Below are 19953 nucleotides of genomic sequence, written 5' to 3'. Positions count from 1 at the left end.
GTATGCGGGCGCAGGGCGTGCCAATGAGGGGGCAGGGCGTGGCGTTGTTCGGGAACAGGGAGAATGCGGAAGCCGCCGCGCTCCAGCAGCAATTGGGTGCGGCGCAGGCGACGATCGCCGAACTGCGCGGCTGGGTGGGGCAGTTGCGCGGCGCGGGCACTCCCGCGTTGGAGGCGGAGCTGCGCGAGCTGCGGACCGCCGTGGACCGGGCCAAAGCCGTGAACGAGTCGCTCGGCGCGTCGCGCCACCAGCTCAAGGCCGAACTCGCGGGGTTGCAGTCGAAGCTGGTCGAGACGCGTGAGCTGGCCTTGCTGCAAGAGGTCGGCATCTACGAGTACGCGCACCCGCTGGACGACGTGCTCGCGTACAAAGACGCGTTGGCCACGCTGAAGCAGCGCATCAAGACGGCCGCCAAGAGCGATGCGGTGACCAGCCAGGTCAACTGGGCCGTGAACGGCTCGGTCAAAGAAGGCCAGAAGCTCGGCAAGGACATGGCCAATCTGATGCTGCGCGCGTACAACGCCGAAGCGGACAACGCGGTGCGCGCGGTGAAGCCGCACACGCGTGATTCGGTGCAGAACAAGCTCACGAAAACGCGGGAGACGATCGGCAAGCTCGGCGCGTCGATGGGTATCGCCATCTCGCCCGACTACCACCGGCTGCGCCTGCACGAGATCGAGCTGACCGCCGACCACCTGGTGAAAGCCGAGGCGGAACGGGAGCAGGCCCAGGCGGAACGCGCGCGGCTGCGTGAAGAGGCCAAAGTCATGAAGGAGATCGAGCGCGAACGCGCCCGGCTGGCGAAAGAGCGGGCCCACTACGCCGCGGTCGTCGCGAAACTGGAGGCGAACGGCGACCTCGAAGCGCTCGGGCGTGCCCGAGAACAGCTCGCCAACGTGGACGGCGCGATCGCGGGCGTCGAAGAGCGGGCCGCCAACGTGCGCGCGGGGTACGTCTACGTGATCTCCAACGTCGGCGCGTTCGGCCCCGGCATGGTCAAGATCGGGATGACCCGCAGGCTCGAACCGATGGACCGCGTCCGGGAACTCGGCGACGCCTCCGTGCCGTTCCGGTTCGACACGCACGCCTTGTTCTTCTCCGAGGACGCCGTGGCACTGGAAACCGCGTTGCACCAACGGCTGGCGCACAAGCGGGTGAACCTGGTCAACGCGCGCCGGGAGTTCTTCTACGCCACCCCCGCCGAGGTGCGAGAACTGCTGGTCGGGATCGGCAACGACCACGTGCTCCAGTTCACCGAGACCGCCGAGGCGGTCGAGTGGCGGGCTTCGGATCCGGCACGGCGGGGAGCGCACGCGCCGGAGGCGGTCGCCACGCACACCGACGCCGGTGACGACGGCGACCTGTCGGACGACGGGAGCGAGTGAGCCCATGACGTCACCCACGAGGCCCGCCGCCTGGCTGCCCGACCCGCTCGACGACGCCCTGGTCCGCTATTGGGACGGCCACCGCTGGACGTTCCACACGGCCGTGCGCCAGGTCGCCGCACCGGTACCGGCCCAGCCCCGGCCGCAGCCGGCAGCGCCACCGCCCCCCGCCCTGCGCCCCGACGTGGCTGCGGCGCTGGACCGGGCGCGCGGTGCGCTCATGGGCTCGATGAAAGAAGTAAACCTGCTGGCAGGCCACCTGACCCCGGAGGAACGGGTCCTGGCGCTGACCGCCGCCCAAGGCGAAGGCTTCGGCGTCCTCGCCTGCACCGACCGGCGCCTGCTCTTCCTCTTCGTGGGAGTGGTCCGCAAGCAGTTCATGCAGGTCGACTGGAACCAGGCGAAGGGCGTCTTCTACGACCGCACGTCCAAGCTCTTCACCGTCTACACGACGAAGCGGACCAAGAAGGCGGTGCCGGCGATGGCCGTCCGGGTCGCTCGCCTGGAAGATGCCCAAGCCGTCGCCCACGCCGCGCAGTCGGCGTCCGCAGCGCCCCGCCTGGACGTGGTCTGAAGTAGCTCAATTCCACTCGACGCCGATGCCGGCTATGCCCGGTCCGACGTCGGTGAAGTACGCGCTCACCACCCCGCCCAACCCGCAGACCAGCTCCTCCACGTCCACCGGCATGGCGGTGGCGTCGGCGCGGAACTGCTTGGTGCACCGGGCGGGCAGGGCGCGGCGGTTGAAGGCCAGTTGCAGCAGGTAGCCCCGGCACGGTTCGCGGAACGTCCGGTGGTGGCCCGGGGTCGGCCCGCCGGTGTCGTCGAGCACCGTGAAGCTGAAGACGTGTTCCTCGCCCTCCGCGAGCCGCCGGTCGAACAGCAGTTCGAACGCCAGCCCGCGGGAAGCGCTCTGCCGGCGCAACCGTCCCTGCCGGCACCCCTCCGCGGGTCTTACGAGGGCGTTGTCGATCACGGAACCCTGGTCGCCCTGGTGCACGGCCAGGTATCGGTCCGGTCCGGCCCGCAGCGCGCGCACCACCAGCCGCGTGGTGATCGAACGCTGTTCCCGCTGCGCGCCGACCAACACCGTGTCGTGCACGGCCAGCACCTCCAGGTCCGCGTTGGCCCGCGCGCTCTCCGGCACGGCCTCGAACTCGGCCAGCAGCGGCGCGGTCTGGACCCACGCGTTGGCCAGCTCGGCGAACGCGGGCCGGGGCAGGCGCGGCTGTGGCCGGTTGCCCACCAAGGTCACCAACGAGTCCGCCGGCAGCCGCAGCACCGTCTCCAACGCCCGCACGGTCGCGATGGCGCGCGGCACCTCGGGGTGGCGCAGGCCCCGCTGCCAGTAGCTCAGCGTCGACTGCCCGACCTGCACGCCCTGCTGCTCCAGGTGCGCCCGCAGCCGGGCCAGCGACAGGCCCCGGTGCGCGATGGCGTCGTGCAGCGCACGGTGGAACGGCCCGTAACGCAGGGTCTCGACCAGGGCGGTGGGCAACCCTGGTGGGTGGCCCACCGGCTGGTCAACCGGTCCGGATTCCGCGGTCACCGCGGCACCACCCTTTCGCACGGACCTGAATTGGCTTCACCGTAGTCACTCGATCTGGTGAGAGAAAGATCTCTGGTCACCCGACTGGGCGACATGATGCCGCCGATCGAGGTGAAAGCCCGCCCCTTAGGGTGGTGGCGTGGGAAAACTCGTCGTGATCGAGGGTCTGGACGGCGCCGGGAAGCGCACCCTCGCCAAGGCCCTGACGGACGCGCTCACGGCCGGTGGCCGCAAGGTCGCCGCCGGCGCGTTCCCCCGGTACGACGAGGACGTGCACGCCGATCTCGTCCGGGACGCCCTGCACGGCCGGCTCGGCGACCTGACGGACTCCGTGCACGGCATGTCCGTCCTCTACGCGCTCGACCGCCGGGGCGCGGCGGAGCAGATCCGGCGGGACCTGCACGACTACGACGTCGTCCTGCTCGACCGGTACATCGCCTCCAACGCGGCCTACGGCGCGGCCCGGCTCCGGCAGCACGCGGACGGCGAGTTCGTCGAGTGGGTGCGTGCCCTGGAGGTCGACCGCTTCGGCTTGCCGATCCCGCAGCTCCAGTTGCTGCTGCGCGTGCCGAGTGCCGTCGCGGCCGGCCGTGCCGCCCACCGGGAGTCCTCCGAGCAGCGTGAACGGGACGTCTACGAGTCCGACGACGACCTCCAGAGCCGGTGCGCGACCGTGTACGACGAACTGGCCGCCGCGCACTGGCTGTCGCCGTGGGAAGTCCTCGACGGCACGGCCGACCTGCGGATGGATGGTCTACTCGATCGATATTTCACCCGTTAGTCTCACGAAGTAACGAAACGTGACCGCCAGGCCGATGAGTCGCTGATGAACCCCGTGCGGCGAGGCGAGGTGGGGCACGTGGAACGGCGACCGAGACCGATGACCGAGCGGACCCGTGCGGCGACCAGCGGCGATGAGCACTGGGCGGTGCGTGGGGGCCCGAGCATTAGTGGGACGATGTTGGGTATGAAGGCACGCGTGCTCGTGGTGGACGACGACCCCGCTCTGGCGGAGATGCTGACCATCGTGCTGCGGGGCGAGGGTTTCGATACCGCGGTGGTGGCCGATGGCGCCCGCGCGCTGCCCGCCCTGCGCGAGTTGAAACCGGATCTGGTGCTGCTCGACCTCATGCTGCCCGGCATGAACGGCATCGACGTGTGCAAGGCGATCCGCTCCGAGTCGGGCGTCCCGATCGTCATGCTCACCGCGAAGAGCGACACCGTGGACGTGGTGCTGGGCCTGGAGTCCGGCGCGGACGACTACGTGGTCAAGCCGTTCAAGCCGAAGGAGCTGGTCGCGCGCATCCGCGCCCGCCTGCGCCGCACGGAGGCGGAGCCCGCCGAGGTGCTCCAGATCGGCGACCTGACCATCGACGTGCCCGGCCACGAGGTGCTGCGCGAGGGCAAGCCGATCCAGCTCACCCCGCTGGAGTTCGACCTGCTGGTGGCGCTGGCCCGCAAGCCGCGCCAGGTGTTCACCCGCGAGGTCCTGCTGGAGCAGGTGTGGGGCTACCGGCACGCGGCGGACACCCGGCTGGTGAACGTCCACGTGCAGCGGCTGAGGTCCAAGGTGGAGCGCGACCCGGAGCACCCGGAGGTGGTGCTGACCGTCCGCGGCGTCGGGTACAAGGCGGGCCCTCCGTGATCGGTGCGCGATGAGCCTCCTTGATTCCGCGGTCCGCGAGCTGCGTCGCGGGATCGAGAGCGCTCGGCGCCACGGTGTCGCGTTCGGTGAGCTGTGGCGTCGTTCGCTCCAGTTGCGGGTCGTGGTCAGCACGCTCGCGCTGTCCTCGGCCGTGGTGTTCGTGCTGGGCATGGTGCTCCAGGTGCAGATCACCGGTCAGCTCCTGGAGACCAAGACCGACGCCGCCATCCGGCAGGCCGAGGCGAGCGTGGCGGCCGTGCAGCCGGACCTGTCCGGCCTGAACCCCGGCCCGGACAGCGTGAAGTCGCGGTTCACCGCCGCGCTCAACAAGATCAACGCGGCGGGGTCCGGGCTGGACGCGACGTCGTCCGGCGCGGGCGCGTTCGAGCCGGTGCTGCGCGACCCGGTCGGCGTCGGCTCGGACGGGCTGCCCATCGCCGTCGGCCCCTGGCAGGACGTGCCGGACGGCCTGTTCAAGATGCTCGAACGGGGCAGCGCGGGCTACCAGATCACCACCGTCGAGCGGAGCACCGGCCGCACCACCCTGCTGGTGGTCGGCAAGCCGGTGAACAGCTCGGCCCGCGCCATGCACCTGTACCTGCTGTTCCCGCTGACCGGCGAGCAGGCCACCGCCGAGGTCGTGCAGTCGACGCTGGTCGTCGGCGGCCTGGTGCTGCTCCTGCTGCTGGCGGTGATCGCGAACCTGGTGACCAGGCAGGTCGTGCGGCCGGTGCGGCAGGCCGCCGAGATCGCCGAGCGGTTCGCGGACGGCAGCCTCGACGAGCGGATGCCCGTGGTCGGCGAGGACGACGTGGCGCGGCTCGCCGAGTCGTACAACGAGATGGCCGCGAGCATCCAGCGGCAGATCCACCAGTTGGAGGAGTTCGGCCAGCTCCAGCGGCGGTTCACCTCGGACGTGTCGCACGAGCTGCGCACCCCGCTGACGACCGTGCGGATGGCGGCCGACGTGCTGCACGCGTCCCGCGAGCAGTTCCCGAGCGGCCTCGCCCGGTCGACCGAGCTGCTGGTGGACGAGCTGGACCGGTTCGAGTCGCTGCTGGGCGACCTGCTGGAGATCAGCCGGCTGGACGCGGGCGTCGAGGAGCTGGCCGCCGAGCTGGTGGACATCCGGGTGCTGGCGCGGCGGGCGCACGACTCGGTGCGGGCCATCGCGAACAGCAGCGGCACGACGATCGTGATGGACCTGCCGGACCACGAGGTGACCGCCGAGCTGGACTCCCGGCGGGTGGAGCGGATCCTGCGGAACCTGCTGGCCAACGCCATCGACCACGGCGAGGGCCTGCCGGTGGAGCTGACCCTGCGCGGCGACGAGGACGCGGTGGCGGTGACCGTGCGGGACCGGGGCGTCGGGCTGCGCCCCGGCGAGGCGGACCTGGTGTTCAACCGCTTCTGGCGGGCCGACCCGTCCCGCAACCGCCGCACCGGCGGCACCGGCCTGGGCCTGTCGATCAGCCTGGAGGACGCCCGGCTGCACGGCGGCTGGCTGGAGGCGTGGGGCGAACGCGGCTACGGGGCGGTGTTCCGCCTGACCCTGCCCTGCCGGCACGGCCACGAGCCGACCTCCAGCCCGCTGCCGCTGGAGCCGCCCGACCTGCCTGCCGTGGTGCCCGAGCAGGCGGAGGAGGACGAGCCCGCCTCCGACGAGGTGGAGCTGACCCAGGAGGAGATCACCTGGCAGCCCGCCGAACCGGTGACCGGCGAACGCGAGGAGGTCCGGTGAAGCGGCTGGTAGCGGCATTGGCGAGCGTGCTGGCCCTGACGGGCTGCGCCGCGATACCCACCCACACCTCGCCGATCCCGGTCAACCCCTCGGCCGGCAGCGCCTCCGAGGCCGTCGCGCCCGAACCGGTGAAGGGCATCGACCCGCTGAGCCTGGTGCGCGAGTTCGTCAACGCCTCCGCCAACCCCGAGGGCGACTACGCCGCCGCCAAGGCCTACCTGACCGAGAACGCGAAGAAGAACTGGGACACCAAGGTCGCTCCGACCGTCATCGACACGACCTTCAACACCGTCCCGACCGGCGACCTGCCCGCCGACGCGAAGCAGCGCACCGTCCTGCTCCAGGGCAAGAACGTCGGCTCGCTGGAAGTCGACAACTCGTTCGTGCCACGCGTGGGCGACCTCACCGCGCCGGTGGGCGTCGAGACCAACGGGGACGGCGAGTGGCGCATCTCGGACCCGCCGGGCGGCATCTACGTGCCGCTGGTCGGGTTCCAGACGAACTACCGCCGCGTCACCCTGTACTTCTACGACCCGGACTTCGGCGTCCTGGTCCCGGACCCGCGCTACGTGCTGGTCCCGCCGTCCACGTCGATCCCGCGGCGCGTCACGGAGCTGCTGCTCAAGGGCCCCGCCGTGGGTCTGCGGGGCGCGCTGGCGACCGCCATCCCGAACGGCGCCGCGCAGCGCAAGGACACCCACGAGGCCGACGACGGCGCGCTCGAAGTGGACCTCGCCAAGGTCGGCGACCTCACCGCGCAGGTGCGCAAGCTGATCGTCGCGCAGGTGGTGAAGTCGCTGGCGGCCGTCACCAGCAGCCGCATCCGGATCCTGGTGGAGGGCGCGCCCATCTCGACCGACCAGATCGAGTGGCGGCCCGCCGACGTGCAGTCCGGCGAAGCCCTGGTCACGCCGGACGCCGACCAGAGCGGCCTGGTGGTCAGCGGCGGCCAGGTGCGGCGGCTGGTCGGCGGCGAGGCCTTGAAGGGACCGGCGGGCAGTGGCGAGTACCAGGTGCAGAGCGCCGCGCAGTCGCTGGACGGCACGGAGCTGGCCGTGGTCAGCCGGGTGGACGCCAAGACGGTGCGGCTGCGGGTGGGCGAGCTGGAGGAGCAGCTTGCCGCCGTCGACCTGCCCGCGTCGACGCTGACCAGGCCGACGTGGCTGCTCAGCGGGCGGCCGGGGGAGCCGAGCGCCGAGGTGTGGACCGTGGTCGACGGGGCCAACGTGGTGCGCGTGATCAAGACCGACGCCGGGTGGACGGCGAACGCCGTGAACGCCTCCGAGCTGTCGGTGTTCGGCGCGATCACGGAGCTGCGGCTGTCGCGGGACGGCACGCGGGTCGCGGCGGTGGCCGGCGGGCGGCTGATGGTGGCCGCCGTGGCGCGCGGGACGGACTCGTCGGTGTCGCTGCGGCCTCCGCGCAACCTCCAGCCGTCCGTGCTCGGCACGGCGACGCTGGCGGTGGACTGGCTGGCGCAGGACGTGCTGGTGGCGAGCACGTCGCTGGCGGCGTGGCCGATCGCCAAGGTGAACATCGACGGGCTCAAGATCGAGCGGTACAACACGTCCAACCTGACCGTGCCGGTGCGGGCGGTGACCGCCGCGCCGGGGCGCAACGTGGTGGCCGTGGACCAGAGCGGGCTGTGGAGCGCGGCGGACGTCGGCGACGTGTGGCGGGCGAGCACCGTGAAGGTGGATTCGGGCGCGCAGGCTTTCTACCCGGGCTGAAACCTGAGAGTCTGCCGAGGAGCCCTCTCAGTTCGGGTTCCGCCCGCCCGAAAATTGTCCGACCCCGCCGGCAAGCTCGATCACATGCTGATCAACCTGCTGTTTCCACCCAGTTGCGCGGGCTGTCGAACCGAGGGCGCGCGGTGCTGCGCGCGCTGCCTCGCGGCGTTCGGCCCGCCGAGGCTTGTCCCGCTGCCCGGCAAAGGGCCGCTGGTGTTCGCGCTCGCCGATTACGCCGGCGCGGGCCGTGAGCTCGTCCTCGCGTTCAAAGAGCGCGGGCGGCGTGATCTCGCGCCGGTGTTCGGCCGCCTCGTGGCGGCGGCCGTGCCGGCACTTCCCGGCCGGTATCCGGGTGGGCCCGGGAAATGGTGGCTGGTGCCCGCGCCCTCCCGCCGCGCGGCGGTTCGACAACGCGGCGGCTCCCACTTGTTGAGACTCGCGCGGGCGTCGGGCCTTTCGGTGGCGCCCGTGCTGGCGTTCTCGTCCGGGGTGGCTGATTCCGTGGGCCTGGACGCGGTCGCCCGCCGGGCCAACCTGGCGGGCCGCGTGCGGCTCGTGCGGGGTGGTCTGCCGCCGCCGGGAGCGGCCGTGGTCGTGCTGGATGACGTGGTCACGACGGGTGCGACGGCTTCGGTGTGCGCTTCGGTGTTGAAGGCGGGCGGATACCGGGTAACCGCCGTCCTGACGCTGACGACGGCCCGCCGATCCCACCCACACGGGTGATTCCGACCGGGAACCCAGCGGGGCGTTCGGCCGTTGGCCGGATATGACCCGCGTGCGGAGGCCGTTCGCCGCAGTCACCGCGCCGACGAAGGTCGGTGCGTGGCTGAGCCGAACGGGTGAGCAGTCGCCGATGCGTCGGATCAGTGCGCCCGCCTGGAGCACGGCCGGTGTCGGGTTTTCGTCGCTGTGCGTCACGATCGGAAAATCATGGAGTTCCCCCGCCTCGGGGGCTGTCGCAGCGGCGAATACCGGGCTAACGTGCACCGCTATCAGCGTTCCCGGCACGCGGGGAGGAGGCGAACAGCCCATGACCCTGGCGCCGGTGGAGCGCTGAGGACAACCCTCAGCGACAACTCGCGAAGGCGATCGCGGGACCGGTGCCGCAGCGATCCAATGCCAAAGCTCGCAGCAAACGCGAGGGAGGTCGTGTATGGACATCGTCATCAAGGGCCGCAACGTCGAGGTGCCCGACCACTACCGGGTGCACGTCGCCGAGAAGTTGGCCAGGCTTGAGCGATACGACCGCAAGGTCATCCGCTTCGACGTGGAGCTCTTCCACGAGCCGAACCGCAGGCAGTCGAAGAACTGCCAGCGGGTCGAGATCACGGGCAAAGGACGAGGCCCGGTAATCCGCTCCGAAGCGTGTGCGGGCGACTTCTACGCCGCCCTGGATTCAGCGGTGAACAAACTGGAAAACCGGCTGCGCCGCTCGCATGACCGCAGGCGCGTGCACCACGGGCGACGTGGCCCGACCTCGGTCGCCGAGGCGACCAGCGGCCTGGGCGCCCCACTGCCCGCTGTCGCCACCGACCACGACGGACCAGCCCACGGCGGACAGGTGCAGGGCATGTGGCTCGGGCACACCGCCGTGCTCGAAGCCGCCGCCGAGCCCGCACCGGCCTACGAGGGCATGGCGGAAGTGCCCGCGCAGCAACGCTGGGACGAGGGCATCGAGGACAACCTGCCCGGCCAGATCGTGCGCGAGAAAGAGCACACGGCCAAGCCGATGACCGTGGACCAGGCCCTCTACGAGATGGAGCTGGTCGGCCACGACTTCTACCTGTTCTCCGACGCGGACTGCGGACGTCCCAGCGTCGTCTACCGCCGAAAGGGATTCGACTACGGCGTGATCAGGCTGGCCTGAGGGAAGCCGGCCCCAACTACCTCTGCACGGCCCTCCGGCGTCCCTCTGCGCGCCGGGGGGCCGTGACACCCGCCAACACCCCCTCCGCACCCCACCAACCCACACAGCCGCCCTCAGCCTCCGCCCGGCAGCCCGACCGACCGCAGCGCCCCGGCACCCCTGTCACGCCCTGGGATGCCTGCCACGCCCGGCCCGTCCGGCCTGTCCGGCCCGCCAGAGCCACTCACGCCCTGCGGAGCGACCCACGCCCCGCAGGGCCATCCATGAGCCGAGCCATGAGCCGCAAGGCCGGTCGTGTCGGCCCGGATGTCACACCTTCGAGCGGAAGCTTGGCCGCCGAGGTGGCCGCGAACAGGGCGACCGCGTCCTCGGGCGACCCACCGACCGCACCTGGGCGTGACCTGGGCGTCGAGCACCGCCGGCGGCGCGAGCGCCGGCCCACCCCTCCAACCTGGAGCCCTGCGCCGCAGGCGTGGAACAGGGCCCGCGCCACGCCCTCGGTCAACCGTCACGCGACGTTTCGCACCCCTTCCTACCTGTGTCTGTGCACACACCTTCACGACTTGCCTACGATGGCGGTTGGTGTGGGCTCGTCATGGCCGTGGCGAGCCGGTGGAAGGCGCCTCGCCAGAGGCGCGTCGCGATGAGGTAATGAGGTCGACCCGAGATGGTGCTGTCCCGACTGCTCCGCGCCGGCGAAGGCAAGATGCTCAAGCGCCTGCGCAACATCGCAGCGCACATCAACAACCTCGAAGACGACGTCGTCGACCTCTCCGACGCCGAGCTGCGGGCGAAATCCGAGGAGTTCCGCAAGCGCTACGCCGAGGGCGAGACCCTGGACGACCTGCTGCCCGAGGCGTTCGCCGTGGTCCGCGAGGGCGCCAAGCGCACGCTCGGCCAGCGGCACTTCGACGTGCAGCTCATGGGCGGCGCGGCGCTGCACCTCGGGCAGATCGCCGAGATGCGGACCGGTGAGGGCAAGACCCTGACGTCGGTGCTGCCCGCCTACCTCAACGCGCTCGCGGGTGAGGGCGTGCACGTCGTCACCACCAACGACTACCTGGCCAAGCGCGACGCGGAGTGGATGGGCCGCATCCACCGCTTCCTCGGCCTCACGGTCGGCGTGATCCTCTCCGAGATGACGCCCGAGCAGCGGCGCGTCGCCTACCACGCCGACATCACCTACGGCACGAACAACGAGTTCGGCTTCGACTACCTGCGCGACAACATGGCGTGGAGCCTGGACGAGACGGTCCAGCGCGGCCACTTCTTCGCGATCGTCGACGAGGTCGACTCGATCCTCATCGACGAGGCCCGGACGCCGCTGATCATCTCCGGCCCGGCCGACCAGTCGTCCCGCTGGTACGTGGAGTTCGCGCGGCTGTCCACCCGGATGAAGAAGGACGTCCACTACGAGGTGGACGAGCGCAAGCGCACGATCGGCGTGTCCGAGGCGGGCGTGCAGTACATCGAGGACCAGCTCGGCATCGAGAACCTGTACGACTCGACCAACACGCCGCTGGTCGGGTACCTCCAGAACTCGATCAAGGCCAAGGAGCTGTTCACCAAGGACAAGGACTACATCGTCCGCAACGGCGAGGTCCTGATCGTGGACGAGTTCACCGGCCGCGTGCTGGCGGGCCGCCGCTACAACGAGGGCATGCACCAGGCCATCGAGGCCAAGGAGGGCGTGGAGATCAAGGCGGAGAACCAGACGCTCGCCACGATCACCCTCCAGAACTACTTCCGGCTGTACCAGAAGCTCGGCGGCATGACCGGCACCGCCGAGACCGAGGCGGCCGAGTTCCACCAGACCTACAAGCTGGGCGTCGTGCCGATCCCGACGAACCGGCCGATGCAGCGCGACGACCAGGCCGACCTCGTCTACAAGACCGAGGAGGCGAAGTTCGACGCGGTCGCCGACGACATCGCCGAGCGGCACGAGAAGGGCCAGCCGGTGCTGGTCGGCACGACCAGCGTCGAGCGGTCCGAGTACCTGTCGAAGCTCCTGGTGCAGAAGGGCATCCCGCACGAGGTGCTGAACGCCAAGCACCACGACCGGGAGGCGCTGATCATCGCGAAGGCGGGCCGCAAGGGCGCCGTCACGGTCGCGACGAACATGGCCGGCCGGGGCACGGACATCGTGCTGGGCGGCAACCCGGACATCATCGCCGACCACGAGCTGCGCGAGCGGGGACTCGACCCGGTGGAGACGCCGGAGGAGTACGAGGCCGCCTGGTCGAAGCTGATCGAGGACATCGGCAACGAGGTCAAGGCCGAGGCGGAGGAGGTCCGCGAGGCGGGCGGCCTGTACGTGCTGGGCACCGAGCGGCACGAGTCGCGGCGCATCGACAACCAGCTCCGCGGCCGGTCCGGCCGCCAGGGCGACCCCGGCGAGTCGCGGTTCTACCTGTCGCTGAAGGACGAGCTGATGCGCCGCTTCAACGCGGCCATGGTCGAGACCGTGATGACCCGCCTGAAGGTGCCGGACGAGGTGCCGATCGAGCACAAGATGGTCACCCGCGCGATCCGGTCCGCGCAGACCCAGGTCGAGCAGCAGAACTTCGAGATCCGCAAGAACGTCCTCAAGTACGACGAGGTCATGAACGAGCAGCGCAAGGTGATCTACGCCGAGCGCCACCGCGTGCTCGACGGCGAGGACCTGCGCGACCAGGTCGAGCACATGATCACCGGCGTGGTCGGCGACTACGTGGACGGCGCCACCGCCGACGGCTACGCCGAGGACTGGGACCTGGACCAGTTGTGGACGGCGCTGAAGACGCTTTACCCGGTCACGCTGGACCACAAGGCGCTGATGGAGTCCGACGACGAGGACATCACCAAGGAGTCGTTGAAGGCCAAGCTCCAGGCCGACGCGCTGGCCGCGTACGAGGCGCGCGAGGCCGACATCGACAGCCGCGTCGGTCCGGGCGCGATGCGCGAGCTGGAGCGCCGCGTCCTGCTGTCCGTGCTGGACCGCAAGTGGCGCGAGCACCTGTACGAGATGGACTACCTGAAGGAAGGCATCGGCCTGCGCGCCATGGCGCAGCGCGACCCGCTGATCGAGTACCAGCGGGAAGGCTTCGACATGTTCAACGCCATGCTCGACGCCCTCCGCGAGGAGACGGTCGGCTTCCTGTTCAACCTCCAGGTCGAGGCCGCCGAGCCGGAGCCCGCGCAGGAGCCCCCGGTGCAGGTGTCGCTCGCGGCCGGCGCGGGTCCGCTGACCGGCAGCCGCGCGCGTGCCCGTGCCGCCGCGGCAGCCGCCGCCCAGCAGGAGGCCGCGGCGCCCGAGGCGCCGGCCGGTCCGGCGCTGGCCCAGTTGTCCAGCGGCAACGCCATCCCGCCCGCGCTGCGCGGCAAGGGCCTGGACCAGCGCGGCGGCCAGCAGGGCCTGACCTACAGCGGCCCGTCGGAGAGCGGCGACGCGGAGACCAGCGACAACACGCCCCAGCGCGGTGGCGGCTCCGGCGGTCAGGCCGCGAGCCGCAAGGAACGCCGCGCGGCGGCCCGCGCCCAGGAGAAGGCGAACCGCAAGGGTCCTCGCCAGTAGGTTTCGCGACGAATGGATGCCGCCGGTCCTCGCGTGGACCGGCGGCATCCGCCGTTTCGGGGCCCGGCAGCTCCGCCGCCTTCGGGCCTGTGGGAGCAGGTGCGGGAGCCGTCTTCGGGCCTGCGGGAGCCATTACGGCTGCCGGCCGTCTTCGGGCCCCGGAACCCGCTACGGCAGCAGGTGGAACTCGGTGCAGCGCCAGCGGTCGCCGGTCCATTCGAGGCGGGCGGCCAGGGCGCGGACCCTGCCCTGGTGGGTGACCACGACGCCGGCCAGTTCGGTGACCTCGGGCGAGACCCGGCACAGCCGGACGCCGTCCAGCCGCCCGCCCTGGCCCGGTGACCTCGCCTTCCCCACCTCGGCCGCCGCGGGCGGCGTGAGGATGCCGGTTAGCTGGTGCAGCGGCCGTCGGCCGTCCACCGCTTCCACCACGGCGGTCAGCAGGTGGTGCAGGGTGGTGGTCCGGCGGTCCGCCGCCGGCTTGCGGGCGCGCAGGGTCCGGGTCGGGGATGACATGCTGAACGGAGCGGACGCCGCCCGGTGGCGTACCCGGATCACCTGCTGGAGGTAGGTGTGCGCGGGCTGGTGTTGGACTTCGGCGGCGTGCTGACCGATTTCGGCGACGACCTCGCCGCCGTCCTGCCGCCGCTGGCCGCCGTCGCGGGGGAGGTCCGCCGCCGCGGGCTCCGCACGGCGATCCTGTCCAACGCCGACGGCCTGTGGTACCCGCCCCCCGAGTGGCAGGACCTCTTCGACGTGGTGGTGACCTCCGGCGAGGTCGGGTTCGCCAAGCCCGACCGGCGGATCTACCTGCTGGCCGCCGAACGGCTCGGGCTCGCGCCGGAGACCTGCGTGTTCGTGGACGACCTCGCGGTCAACGTCCGGGGCGCCGCGGCGGCCGGCATGGTGGGCGTGCACCACCGGTCCGTGCGGTCGACCCTGGAGGAGCTCGAAGTCCTGCTGGAGGTCCCGCTCCGGGGGTGAGCGGTCACGCGCGCCGCCGGACCACCTCGAAGCACAGCACGGCCGCCGCGCTGGCCACGTTCAGCGACTCGACACCGGCCGCCATCGGGATCGACAGCCACCCGGTGACGTGCGGCCGGACGTCGTCGGAGATGCCGGCGGTCTCGCTGCCCAGCACGTACGCGGCCCGCTCGGGCAGGTCGGCGGTGTAGATCGAGTCCCGCGCGCCCGCGTCCAGGGCGAAGATCGGGTACCCGGCGGCGCTCAGCTCGGCCGCCGCCTCACCGGCGGTGGCGCACTTCAGCACCGGAGCCCGGAACGCCACCCCGGCCGACGCCTTCACCACCAGCGGGTCGATCGAGGCGACACCCCGGCGCGGCACGACGATCCCGTCCATCCCGGCGGCGGTCGCGGTGCGCAGGATCATGCCGACGTTCGCGGGCGTCGTGATGCCGTCCAGCACGAGGACGCCGCGCGGCCGTTGCTCCAGCGCGTGCGCCAACGGCAACATCCGAGGGGCCACCACATCGGCGAGCACGCCCTGGTCATGCCGCCCGTTGCCGGCCAACACCTTCACCCGCTGTGCCGTCGCCCGCTGCACCTGCACGCCCCGACGACCAGCCGCGTCAAGGATCTCTTTCGCGGCCGGCCCCCGCGCACCCTCGGCGAGCAGCACCTTGTCGACTTCCAGCCGAGGGTCGTCAAGCGCTTCCAACACAGGCTTGCGGCCATAGACGGTGACAAAGCGGTCCTTGGGCGAGATCTCCACGCGGAACAGTCTGCTCCATCCATTTGGGTCTTGTGCTCGGGCTGTCAATCATGATGATCGTCACATGACCACGCGCGACGAGGCGCACCGTCTGTTGGCCAGTGGCCGGGAGGCGGACGTCTACCTGCGCCCGGACGGCCTGCTGATCAAGCGCAGCCGCACCGGGCGCGACCTGGAGCCCGAGGCCCGCCTGATGCGCTATCTCAGCGCGCGCGGCATACCGGTGCCCAGGGTGCACGACGTCGGTGCGACCGATCTCGTCATGGAGTACGTCCCCGGCCCGCGCATGTCGCAGGAACTCGACGCCAAGCCGTGGCGTGCGGGTGCTCTCGGACGTGAACTCGCCGACCTGCACCGCAGGCTGGACGAGGTCCAGGCGCCCGACTTCCTGCCCGGCGAGGGTCGCCTGCTGCACCTGGACCTGCACCCCGGCAACGTCGTCCTCGGTCCGGAAGGACCGGTGGTGGTCGACTGGGCCAGCGCGCGGAAGGGCGACCGCAAGGTCGACGTCGCGCTGAGCTGGCTGGTGATCGCGGTGGCCCCGCTGCGGCCGTTCATGCGGCTCGCCCGGTCGCGGCTGGTGCGCGGGTTCCTGGCCGGCGTGGACCGGGAGGTGCGCGGGGCGATGCCCGCCGCCGCCGAGATCCGGCTGGCCCGGCACACCCGCGATCCGATCGAGGTCAGCGCTGTGCGCAGGCTCGTGGAGAGCTGCAGCGACTAGCCTGGACCGCATGCCCGACCGCCTGTCCGCGCTGGACGCCTCGTTCCTGTACCTGGAGGACGCCACGACGCCGATGCACGTCGGCGGGGTGGCGGTGTTCCGCCGGCCGAAGGCGGGCTTCGACTACGACGGGCTGGTCGGCCTGATCGAGCAGCGGCTGTCGCTGGTGCCGCGCTACCGGCAGAAGGTCGTCCACGTGCCCGGCCGGCTGGCCCGCCCGGTGTGGGTGGACGACCCCGACTTCGACGTGACCTACCACGTGCGCCGGTCCGCGCTGCCCAAGCCGGGCACCGACCAGCAACTGCACGACCTGGTGGCCCGGCTGATGTCCCGCCCGCTCGACCACACCCGGCCGCTGTGGGAGACCTACCTGGTCGAAGGCCTCGCGCGGAACCGGTCGGCGGTGATCACCAAGACCCACCAGGCAGTGGTGGACGGCATCGGCGCGCCGGAGATCGGCCAGGTCATGCTGGACGTGTCGGCGGTGTCCCGGCAGCCGGTGGAGTCGCTGTGGATGCCCCAGCCCGAGCCCAGCGGCCTGCAACTGGTCGCGGACGCGGTGGCCGAGGCCGTCCAGCGGCCCGGTGAGCTGGTGGAGAACGTGCGGTCCGCCGCCATGGACACGGTCGCCACGGTGCGCAAGGTCGCGGGCGCGCTCGGCGGGCTCGCGTCGGCGGTCCGCACCGCCGCCACGCCCGCGCCGGGCAGCCCGCTGAACGTCCGCATCTCGCCGCAGCGCCGGTTCGCGGTGGCGCGGACCCGCCTGGACGAGTTCCGCGCCATCCGCCGCGCGCACGGCGGCACCGTCAACGACGGCGTGCTGGCGGTCGTGTCGGGCGCGATGCGCAACTGGCTGCTGTCGCGCGGCGAGATCGTCACCGCGCAGACGACCATGCGCGCGATGGCCCCGATGTCCGTCCGGGACGACGACGCGAACGGCAGCCAGGTGTCGGCGTACCTGGTGGACCTGCCGGTCGGCGAGCCGAACCCGGTCGTGCGGCTGCACCACGTCAGCCACGCGATGCGCGCCCACCAGGAGTCCGGCCAGCAGGTGGGGGCGCGGACCCTGGTCAAGTTCTCCGGCTTCGCGCCGCCGACCCTGCACGCCCTGGGCGCGCGGGCGGCCAGTTCGTTCTCCCGGCGGCTGTTCAACGTGGTGGTGACGAACGTGCCCGGCCCCCAGGTGCCGCTGTACGCGGCGGGGGCGAAGATGATCGAGATGTTCCCGGTCGTGCCCCTGGCGAAGAACCAGGCTTTGTCGATCGGCGTCACCTCGTACGACGGTGGTGTGTACTTCGGCCTGAACGCCGACCGGGACGCGATGTCCGATGTGGACGTCCTCGCGGCGATGGTCGAGGAGTCGGTGGAGGAACTGATGGGAACGGTGTCTCAATGAGGGTGTACCTCCCGGCGACCGTCGCGATGCTGCGCGACCTCGTGGAGCAGGGCGAGTTCACGCCGGTGGGCGGCACCGGGTTCGCGCTGACGCCCGCGCTGCGCGAGTCCTACGCGACCGGCGACACGGAGGAGCTGGAGTACTCGGCGATGCTCGACGCGGCCCGCGCGTCCCTGCGGCTGCTGGCGGCCGAGGAGAAGGGCGTGCCGCGCCGGGCCGTCGTCTCGGTGGACGTGGAGGACGTGAAACTCCGTCCGGACCTGGACTTCTCGGTGGTCAAGATCGCCGGTTCGGTGCCGATGGAGCTGGTCGCGGCCATCCACCTGGACACGTCCGAGGCGGAGGACGCCGTTCGGGAGGCGTTCGAAGTGATCGACGCTGCCGATCTGGGCGATCCCGATGCCGAGTTCGCGTTGGGCGAGGCCGAGGATCATGAACTGGCCTGGTACGCGGCCCAGGAGCTGCCGTTCCTTTTGGAGTTGATGTAGTTACATGCCTGGGGCCGGCTCCCACAACTCCACTCGGTTGCCCTCCGGGTCGACCACCCAGCCGAACCGGCCGAACTCCGAGTCCTCGGTCTGCGGCAGCACCTCGACGCCCCGCTCCCGCAGCTCCCGCAGCAGCGTGGGCAGGTCGTCCACGCGCAGGTTCAGCATCGCCCGCTGGCCCGGCTCGCCGAAGTAGTCGGTGTCCTGCGCGAACAGCGCGAACGTCGTCGTCTCCGCCGCCTCCCAGTGGAACGTCACCGCGCCGTGCTCGCTCATCGGCACGCCGAGGTGCTCGCGGTACCACCCGGCCAGCCGCACGGGGTTGCGGGCGCGCAGGAACACCCCGCCGATGCCGGTCACTTTCGCCACGGCTGCGCACCGTACTACCGCGTGCCACCATGGCGGCATGGACGCCGTCACCTCGGTACCCGAACCGGTCAACGAAACCGTCCGCGGGTACGCGCCGGGCAGTCCCGAACGGGACTCCCTGCGACGCCGGATCGCCGAACTCGAAGGCGTCGAGCACGAGCTGACCATGACGATCGACGGCCGGCCGCGGATGGCGGGCGGCGACCGGATCGACGTCGTCCAGCCGCACGACCACCGGCACGTCCTCGGCGTCACGGCCCAGGCCACGGCCGAGGACGTGGCCGACGCCGTACAGGCCGCCCGGCGCGCCGCGCCCGGCTGGCAGGAGCTGCCGTTCGACGAGCGCGCCGCCGTCCTGCTCAAGGCCGCCGACCTGCTGGCCGGCCCGTGGCGGGACACCCTGAACGCGGCCACCATCCTGGGCCAGTCCAAATCGGTCCAGCAGGCCGAGATCGACTCGGCCTGCGAGCTGATCGACTTCCTGCGCTTCAACGTCCACTTCGCGCGCCGCCTGCTGGCCGAGCAGCCGGCGTCCGGCGCGGGCGTGTGGAACCGCTTCGACCACCGCGCGCTGGACGGTTTCGTCGTCGCCATCACGCCGTTCAACTTCACGGCCATCGCGGGCAACCTGCCGCTCGCACCCGCCCTGATGGGCAACACGGTGGTGTGGAAGCCGTCACCGACCCAGCAGCTCGCCGCGCACCACACCCTGCGGCTGCTGGAGGAGGCGGGCCTGCCGCCCGGCGTGCTGAACCTCGTCACCGGCGACGGACGGGCGGTCAGCGAGGTGGCGCTGGCCGACCCGCACTTCGCCGGGCTGCACTTCACCGGCTCCACGAAGACGTTCAAGGCGTTGTGGCGCACCATGTCCGACCACCTGGACAGCTACCGCTCGTATCCGCGGATCGTCGGCGAGACCGGCGGCAAGGACTTCGTCGTCGCCCACCCGTCCGCCGACCCGCAGGCCCTCGTCACCGCGCTGGTCCGAGGCGCTTTCGAGTACCAGGGCCAGAAGTGCTCGGCCGCGTCGCGCGCCTACATCGCCCGGTCGGTGTGGGCGAAGATGCGCGACGACCTCGCGGACGTGACGAAATCCCTGTCGTACGGCGATGTCACGGATTTCAGCCACTTCGGCGGCGCTGTCATCGACGCCCGTGCGTTCGCCAAGCACAAGGCCGCGCTTGACGCGGCGCACCGGGAGGACACCATCACGGTGCTCGCCGGTGGCACGTGCGACGACTCGGTCGGTTACTTCGTGCAGCCCACGGTCCTGGTCGGCACCGACCCGCAACACGAGGTCTTCACCACCGAGTACTTCGGTCCGATCCTGTCCGTGCACGTCTATGAGGACTCGGACTTCGCCGACATCCTGGATGTGGTCGACACCTCCACCCCGTATGCCTTGACCGGCGCGGTGTTCGCCTCTGATCGGGCGGCGATCTCGCAGGCCGGTCGTGCGCTTCGTTATGCCGCAGGGAACTTCTACGTCAACGACAAGCCCACGGGTGCTGTGGTGGGTCAGCAGCCGTTCGGGGGGAGTCGGGGGTCGGGTACCAACGACAAGGCCGGTTCGATCTTCAACTTGCAGCGGTGGATCAGTCCGCGTTCTCTCAAGGAGACCTTCGTCCCGGCTACTGACCACACCTACCCGCACATGGGGTGACGGCTGTGGTGCAGGTCCGAGTGCGCGCTTTGTGACGGCCGTAGAAACGCAGAACGCGCTGGAGGTCGCCCTGGATTTTGCTCATGGAGGCCGGGGCTTGACATTGCGTAGACA

At 71.1% G+C, this 19953-nt stretch carries 18 protein-coding genes; 14 read left to right on the top strand and 4 right to left on the bottom strand.

Going from position 1 to position 19953, the window contains the following annotated elements; genetic code table 11:
- Positions 1 to 38: 38 nt before the first annotated feature.
- Entirely contained in the window at positions 39 to 1385 is a 1347-nt protein-coding gene (locus ACQPZF_RS37455; RefSeq protein ID WP_433265274.1) for a DUF4041 domain-containing protein, read from the top strand.
- A gap of 4 nt (positions 1386 to 1389) precedes the next feature.
- Positions 1390 to 1959: a DUF2510 domain-containing protein gene (locus ACQPZF_RS37450; protein ID WP_433265272.1), complete on the top strand. Its 570-nt coding sequence runs from the start codon at positions 1390 to 1392 to the stop codon at positions 1957 to 1959.
- Positions 1960 to 1965: 6 nt separating this feature from the next.
- Here the strand turns inward: ACQPZF_RS37450 and ACQPZF_RS37445 are convergent, their stop codons facing one another.
- Positions 1966 to 2934: a hypothetical protein gene (locus ACQPZF_RS37445; RefSeq protein ID WP_433265271.1), complete on the bottom strand. Its 969-nt coding sequence runs from the start codon at positions 2932 to 2934 to the stop codon at positions 1966 to 1968.
- 139 nt (positions 2935 to 3073) lie between these two features.
- On the opposite strand from ACQPZF_RS37445, the gene ACQPZF_RS37440 reads away from it, so the two are divergent.
- The 7 genes from ACQPZF_RS37440 (at position 3074) to secA (ending at position 13470) form a co-directional block, all read left to right on the top strand.
- Entirely contained in the window at positions 3074 to 3715 is a 642-nt protein-coding gene (locus ACQPZF_RS37440) for a dTMP kinase (RefSeq protein ID WP_433265269.1), read from the top strand.
- 186 nt (positions 3716 to 3901) lie between these two features.
- Positions 3902 to 4579 (top strand): MtrAB system response regulator MtrA, encoded by a 678-nt coding sequence (gene mtrA / locus ACQPZF_RS37435; protein ID WP_015104936.1) that lies wholly within the window; start codon positions 3902 to 3904, stop codon positions 4577 to 4579.
- 10 nt (positions 4580 to 4589) lie between these two features.
- On the top strand, positions 4590 to 6320 hold the full coding sequence (gene mtrB / locus ACQPZF_RS37430) for an MtrAB system histidine kinase MtrB (RefSeq protein ID WP_433265266.1): 1731 nt from the start codon (positions 4590 to 4592) through the stop codon (positions 6318 to 6320).
- On the top strand, positions 6317 to 8050 hold the full coding sequence (locus tag ACQPZF_RS37425) for an LpqB family beta-propeller domain-containing protein (protein ID WP_433265264.1): 1734 nt from the start codon (positions 6317 to 6319) through the stop codon (positions 8048 to 8050). The genes mtrB and ACQPZF_RS37425 overlap by 4 nt, the downstream gene beginning before the upstream one ends.
- An 84-nt stretch (positions 8051 to 8134) precedes the next feature.
- On the top strand, positions 8135 to 8773 hold the full coding sequence (locus tag ACQPZF_RS37420; protein WP_433265262.1) for a ComF family protein: 639 nt from the start codon (positions 8135 to 8137) through the stop codon (positions 8771 to 8773).
- A 430-nt stretch (positions 8774 to 9203) separates the two neighbouring features.
- Positions 9204 to 9917 carry a ribosome hibernation-promoting factor, HPF/YfiA family gene (gene hpf, locus ACQPZF_RS37415; protein ID WP_433265260.1) on the top strand — a complete coding sequence of 238 codons (714 nt, stop codon included), beginning with the start codon at positions 9204 to 9206 and terminating at the stop codon, positions 9915 to 9917.
- A gap of 667 nt (positions 9918 to 10584) precedes the next feature.
- The gene (gene secA / locus ACQPZF_RS37410) at positions 10585 to 13470 is read left to right on the top strand and encodes a preprotein translocase subunit SecA (protein WP_433265258.1); all 2886 of its coding nucleotides are present in this window, start codon (positions 10585 to 10587) and stop codon (positions 13468 to 13470) included.
- 168 nt (positions 13471 to 13638) lie between these two features.
- Here the strand turns inward: secA and ACQPZF_RS37405 are convergent, their stop codons facing one another.
- Positions 13639 to 13986, bottom strand: a complete 348-nt coding sequence (locus tag ACQPZF_RS37405; RefSeq protein ID WP_433265256.1) for an Rv3235 family protein — start codon at positions 13984 to 13986, stop codon at positions 13639 to 13641.
- 24 nt (positions 13987 to 14010) lie between these two features.
- On the opposite strand from ACQPZF_RS37405, the gene ACQPZF_RS37400 reads away from it, so the two are divergent.
- Positions 14011 to 14454 carry an HAD-IA family hydrolase gene (locus ACQPZF_RS37400; protein WP_433265255.1) on the top strand — a complete coding sequence of 148 codons (444 nt, stop codon included), beginning with the start codon at positions 14011 to 14013 and terminating at the stop codon, positions 14452 to 14454.
- 4 nt (positions 14455 to 14458) lie between these two features.
- Here ACQPZF_RS37400 and ACQPZF_RS37395 read toward each other — a convergent pair whose 3' ends face one another.
- Positions 14459 to 15202 carry a TrmH family RNA methyltransferase gene (locus ACQPZF_RS37395; RefSeq protein ID WP_433265253.1) on the bottom strand — a complete coding sequence of 248 codons (744 nt, stop codon included), beginning with the start codon at positions 15200 to 15202 and terminating at the stop codon, positions 14459 to 14461.
- Between the two features lie 64 nt (positions 15203 to 15266).
- Here ACQPZF_RS37395 and ACQPZF_RS37390 point away from each other — a divergent pair, with 64 nt between their 5' ends.
- The 3 genes from ACQPZF_RS37390 to ACQPZF_RS37380 are packed head-to-tail and all read left to right on the top strand — an operon-like array spanning position 15267 to position 17807.
- Positions 15267 to 15923 (top strand): phosphotransferase, encoded by a 657-nt coding sequence (locus tag ACQPZF_RS37390; RefSeq protein WP_433265251.1) that lies wholly within the window; start codon positions 15267 to 15269, stop codon positions 15921 to 15923.
- A 10-nt stretch (positions 15924 to 15933) separates the two neighbouring features.
- Entirely contained in the window at positions 15934 to 17319 is a 1386-nt protein-coding gene (locus tag ACQPZF_RS37385; RefSeq protein ID WP_433265249.1) for a WS/DGAT/MGAT family O-acyltransferase, read from the top strand.
- Positions 17316 to 17807, top strand: a complete 492-nt coding sequence (locus ACQPZF_RS37380; protein ID WP_433265247.1) for a DUF6912 family protein — start codon at positions 17316 to 17318, stop codon at positions 17805 to 17807. Before ACQPZF_RS37385 ends, ACQPZF_RS37380 begins: the two co-directional genes overlap by 4 nt.
- On the opposite strand, the gene ACQPZF_RS37375 is transcribed toward ACQPZF_RS37380, so the two are convergent.
- Positions 17808 to 18176, bottom strand: a complete 369-nt coding sequence (locus ACQPZF_RS37375) for a VOC family protein (RefSeq protein WP_433265245.1) — start codon at positions 18174 to 18176, stop codon at positions 17808 to 17810.
- Between the two features lie 37 nt (positions 18177 to 18213).
- On the opposite strand from ACQPZF_RS37375, the gene pruA reads away from it, so the two are divergent.
- A complete protein-coding gene (gene pruA / locus ACQPZF_RS37370) occupies positions 18214 to 19839 on the top strand; it encodes an L-glutamate gamma-semialdehyde dehydrogenase (protein ID WP_433265244.1) in 1626 nt (541 codons plus the stop codon).
- Positions 19840 to 19953: the final 114 nt, after the last annotated feature.

The sequence above is a fragment of the Actinosynnema sp. CS-041913 genome, from assembly GCF_050942485.1.
Classification (GTDB): Bacteria; Actinomycetota; Actinomycetes; order Mycobacteriales; family Pseudonocardiaceae; genus Actinosynnema.
This window is presented reverse-complemented; position numbering and strand designations above follow the sequence as displayed.

Bases quoted from the DNA above. Each gene is read 5' to 3' on its own strand.
- mtrA (WP_015104936.1), top strand. From the start codon at position 3,902: ATGAAGGCACGCGTGCTCGTGGTGGACGACGACCCCGCTCTGGCGGAG.
- ACQPZF_RS37385 (WP_433265249.1), top strand. From the start codon at position 15,934: ATGCCCGACCGCCTGTCCGCGCTGGACGCCTCGTTCCTGTACCTGGAG.
- mtrB (WP_433265266.1), top strand. From the start codon at position 4,590: ATGAGCCTCCTTGATTCCGCGGTCCGCGAGCTGCGTCGCGGGATCGAG.
- pruA (WP_433265244.1), top strand. From the start codon at position 18,214: ATGGACGCCGTCACCTCGGTACCCGAACCGGTCAACGAAACCGTCCGC.
- ACQPZF_RS37380 (WP_433265247.1), top strand. From the start codon at position 17,316: ATGAGGGTGTACCTCCCGGCGACCGTCGCGATGCTGCGCGACCTCGTG.
- ACQPZF_RS37405 (WP_433265256.1), bottom strand. From the start codon at position 13,986: ATGTCATCCCCGACCCGGACCCTGCGCGCCCGCAAGCCGGCGGCGGAC.
- ACQPZF_RS37450 (WP_433265272.1), top strand. From the start codon at position 1,390: ATGACGTCACCCACGAGGCCCGCCGCCTGGCTGCCCGACCCGCTCGAC.
- ACQPZF_RS37420 (WP_433265262.1), top strand. From the start codon at position 8,135: ATGCTGATCAACCTGCTGTTTCCACCCAGTTGCGCGGGCTGTCGAACC.
- secA (WP_433265258.1), top strand. From the start codon at position 10,585: ATGGTGCTGTCCCGACTGCTCCGCGCCGGCGAAGGCAAGATGCTCAAG.
- hpf (WP_433265260.1), top strand. From the start codon at position 9,204: ATGGACATCGTCATCAAGGGCCGCAACGTCGAGGTGCCCGACCACTAC.
- ACQPZF_RS37390 (WP_433265251.1), top strand. From the start codon at position 15,267: ATGACCACGCGCGACGAGGCGCACCGTCTGTTGGCCAGTGGCCGGGAG.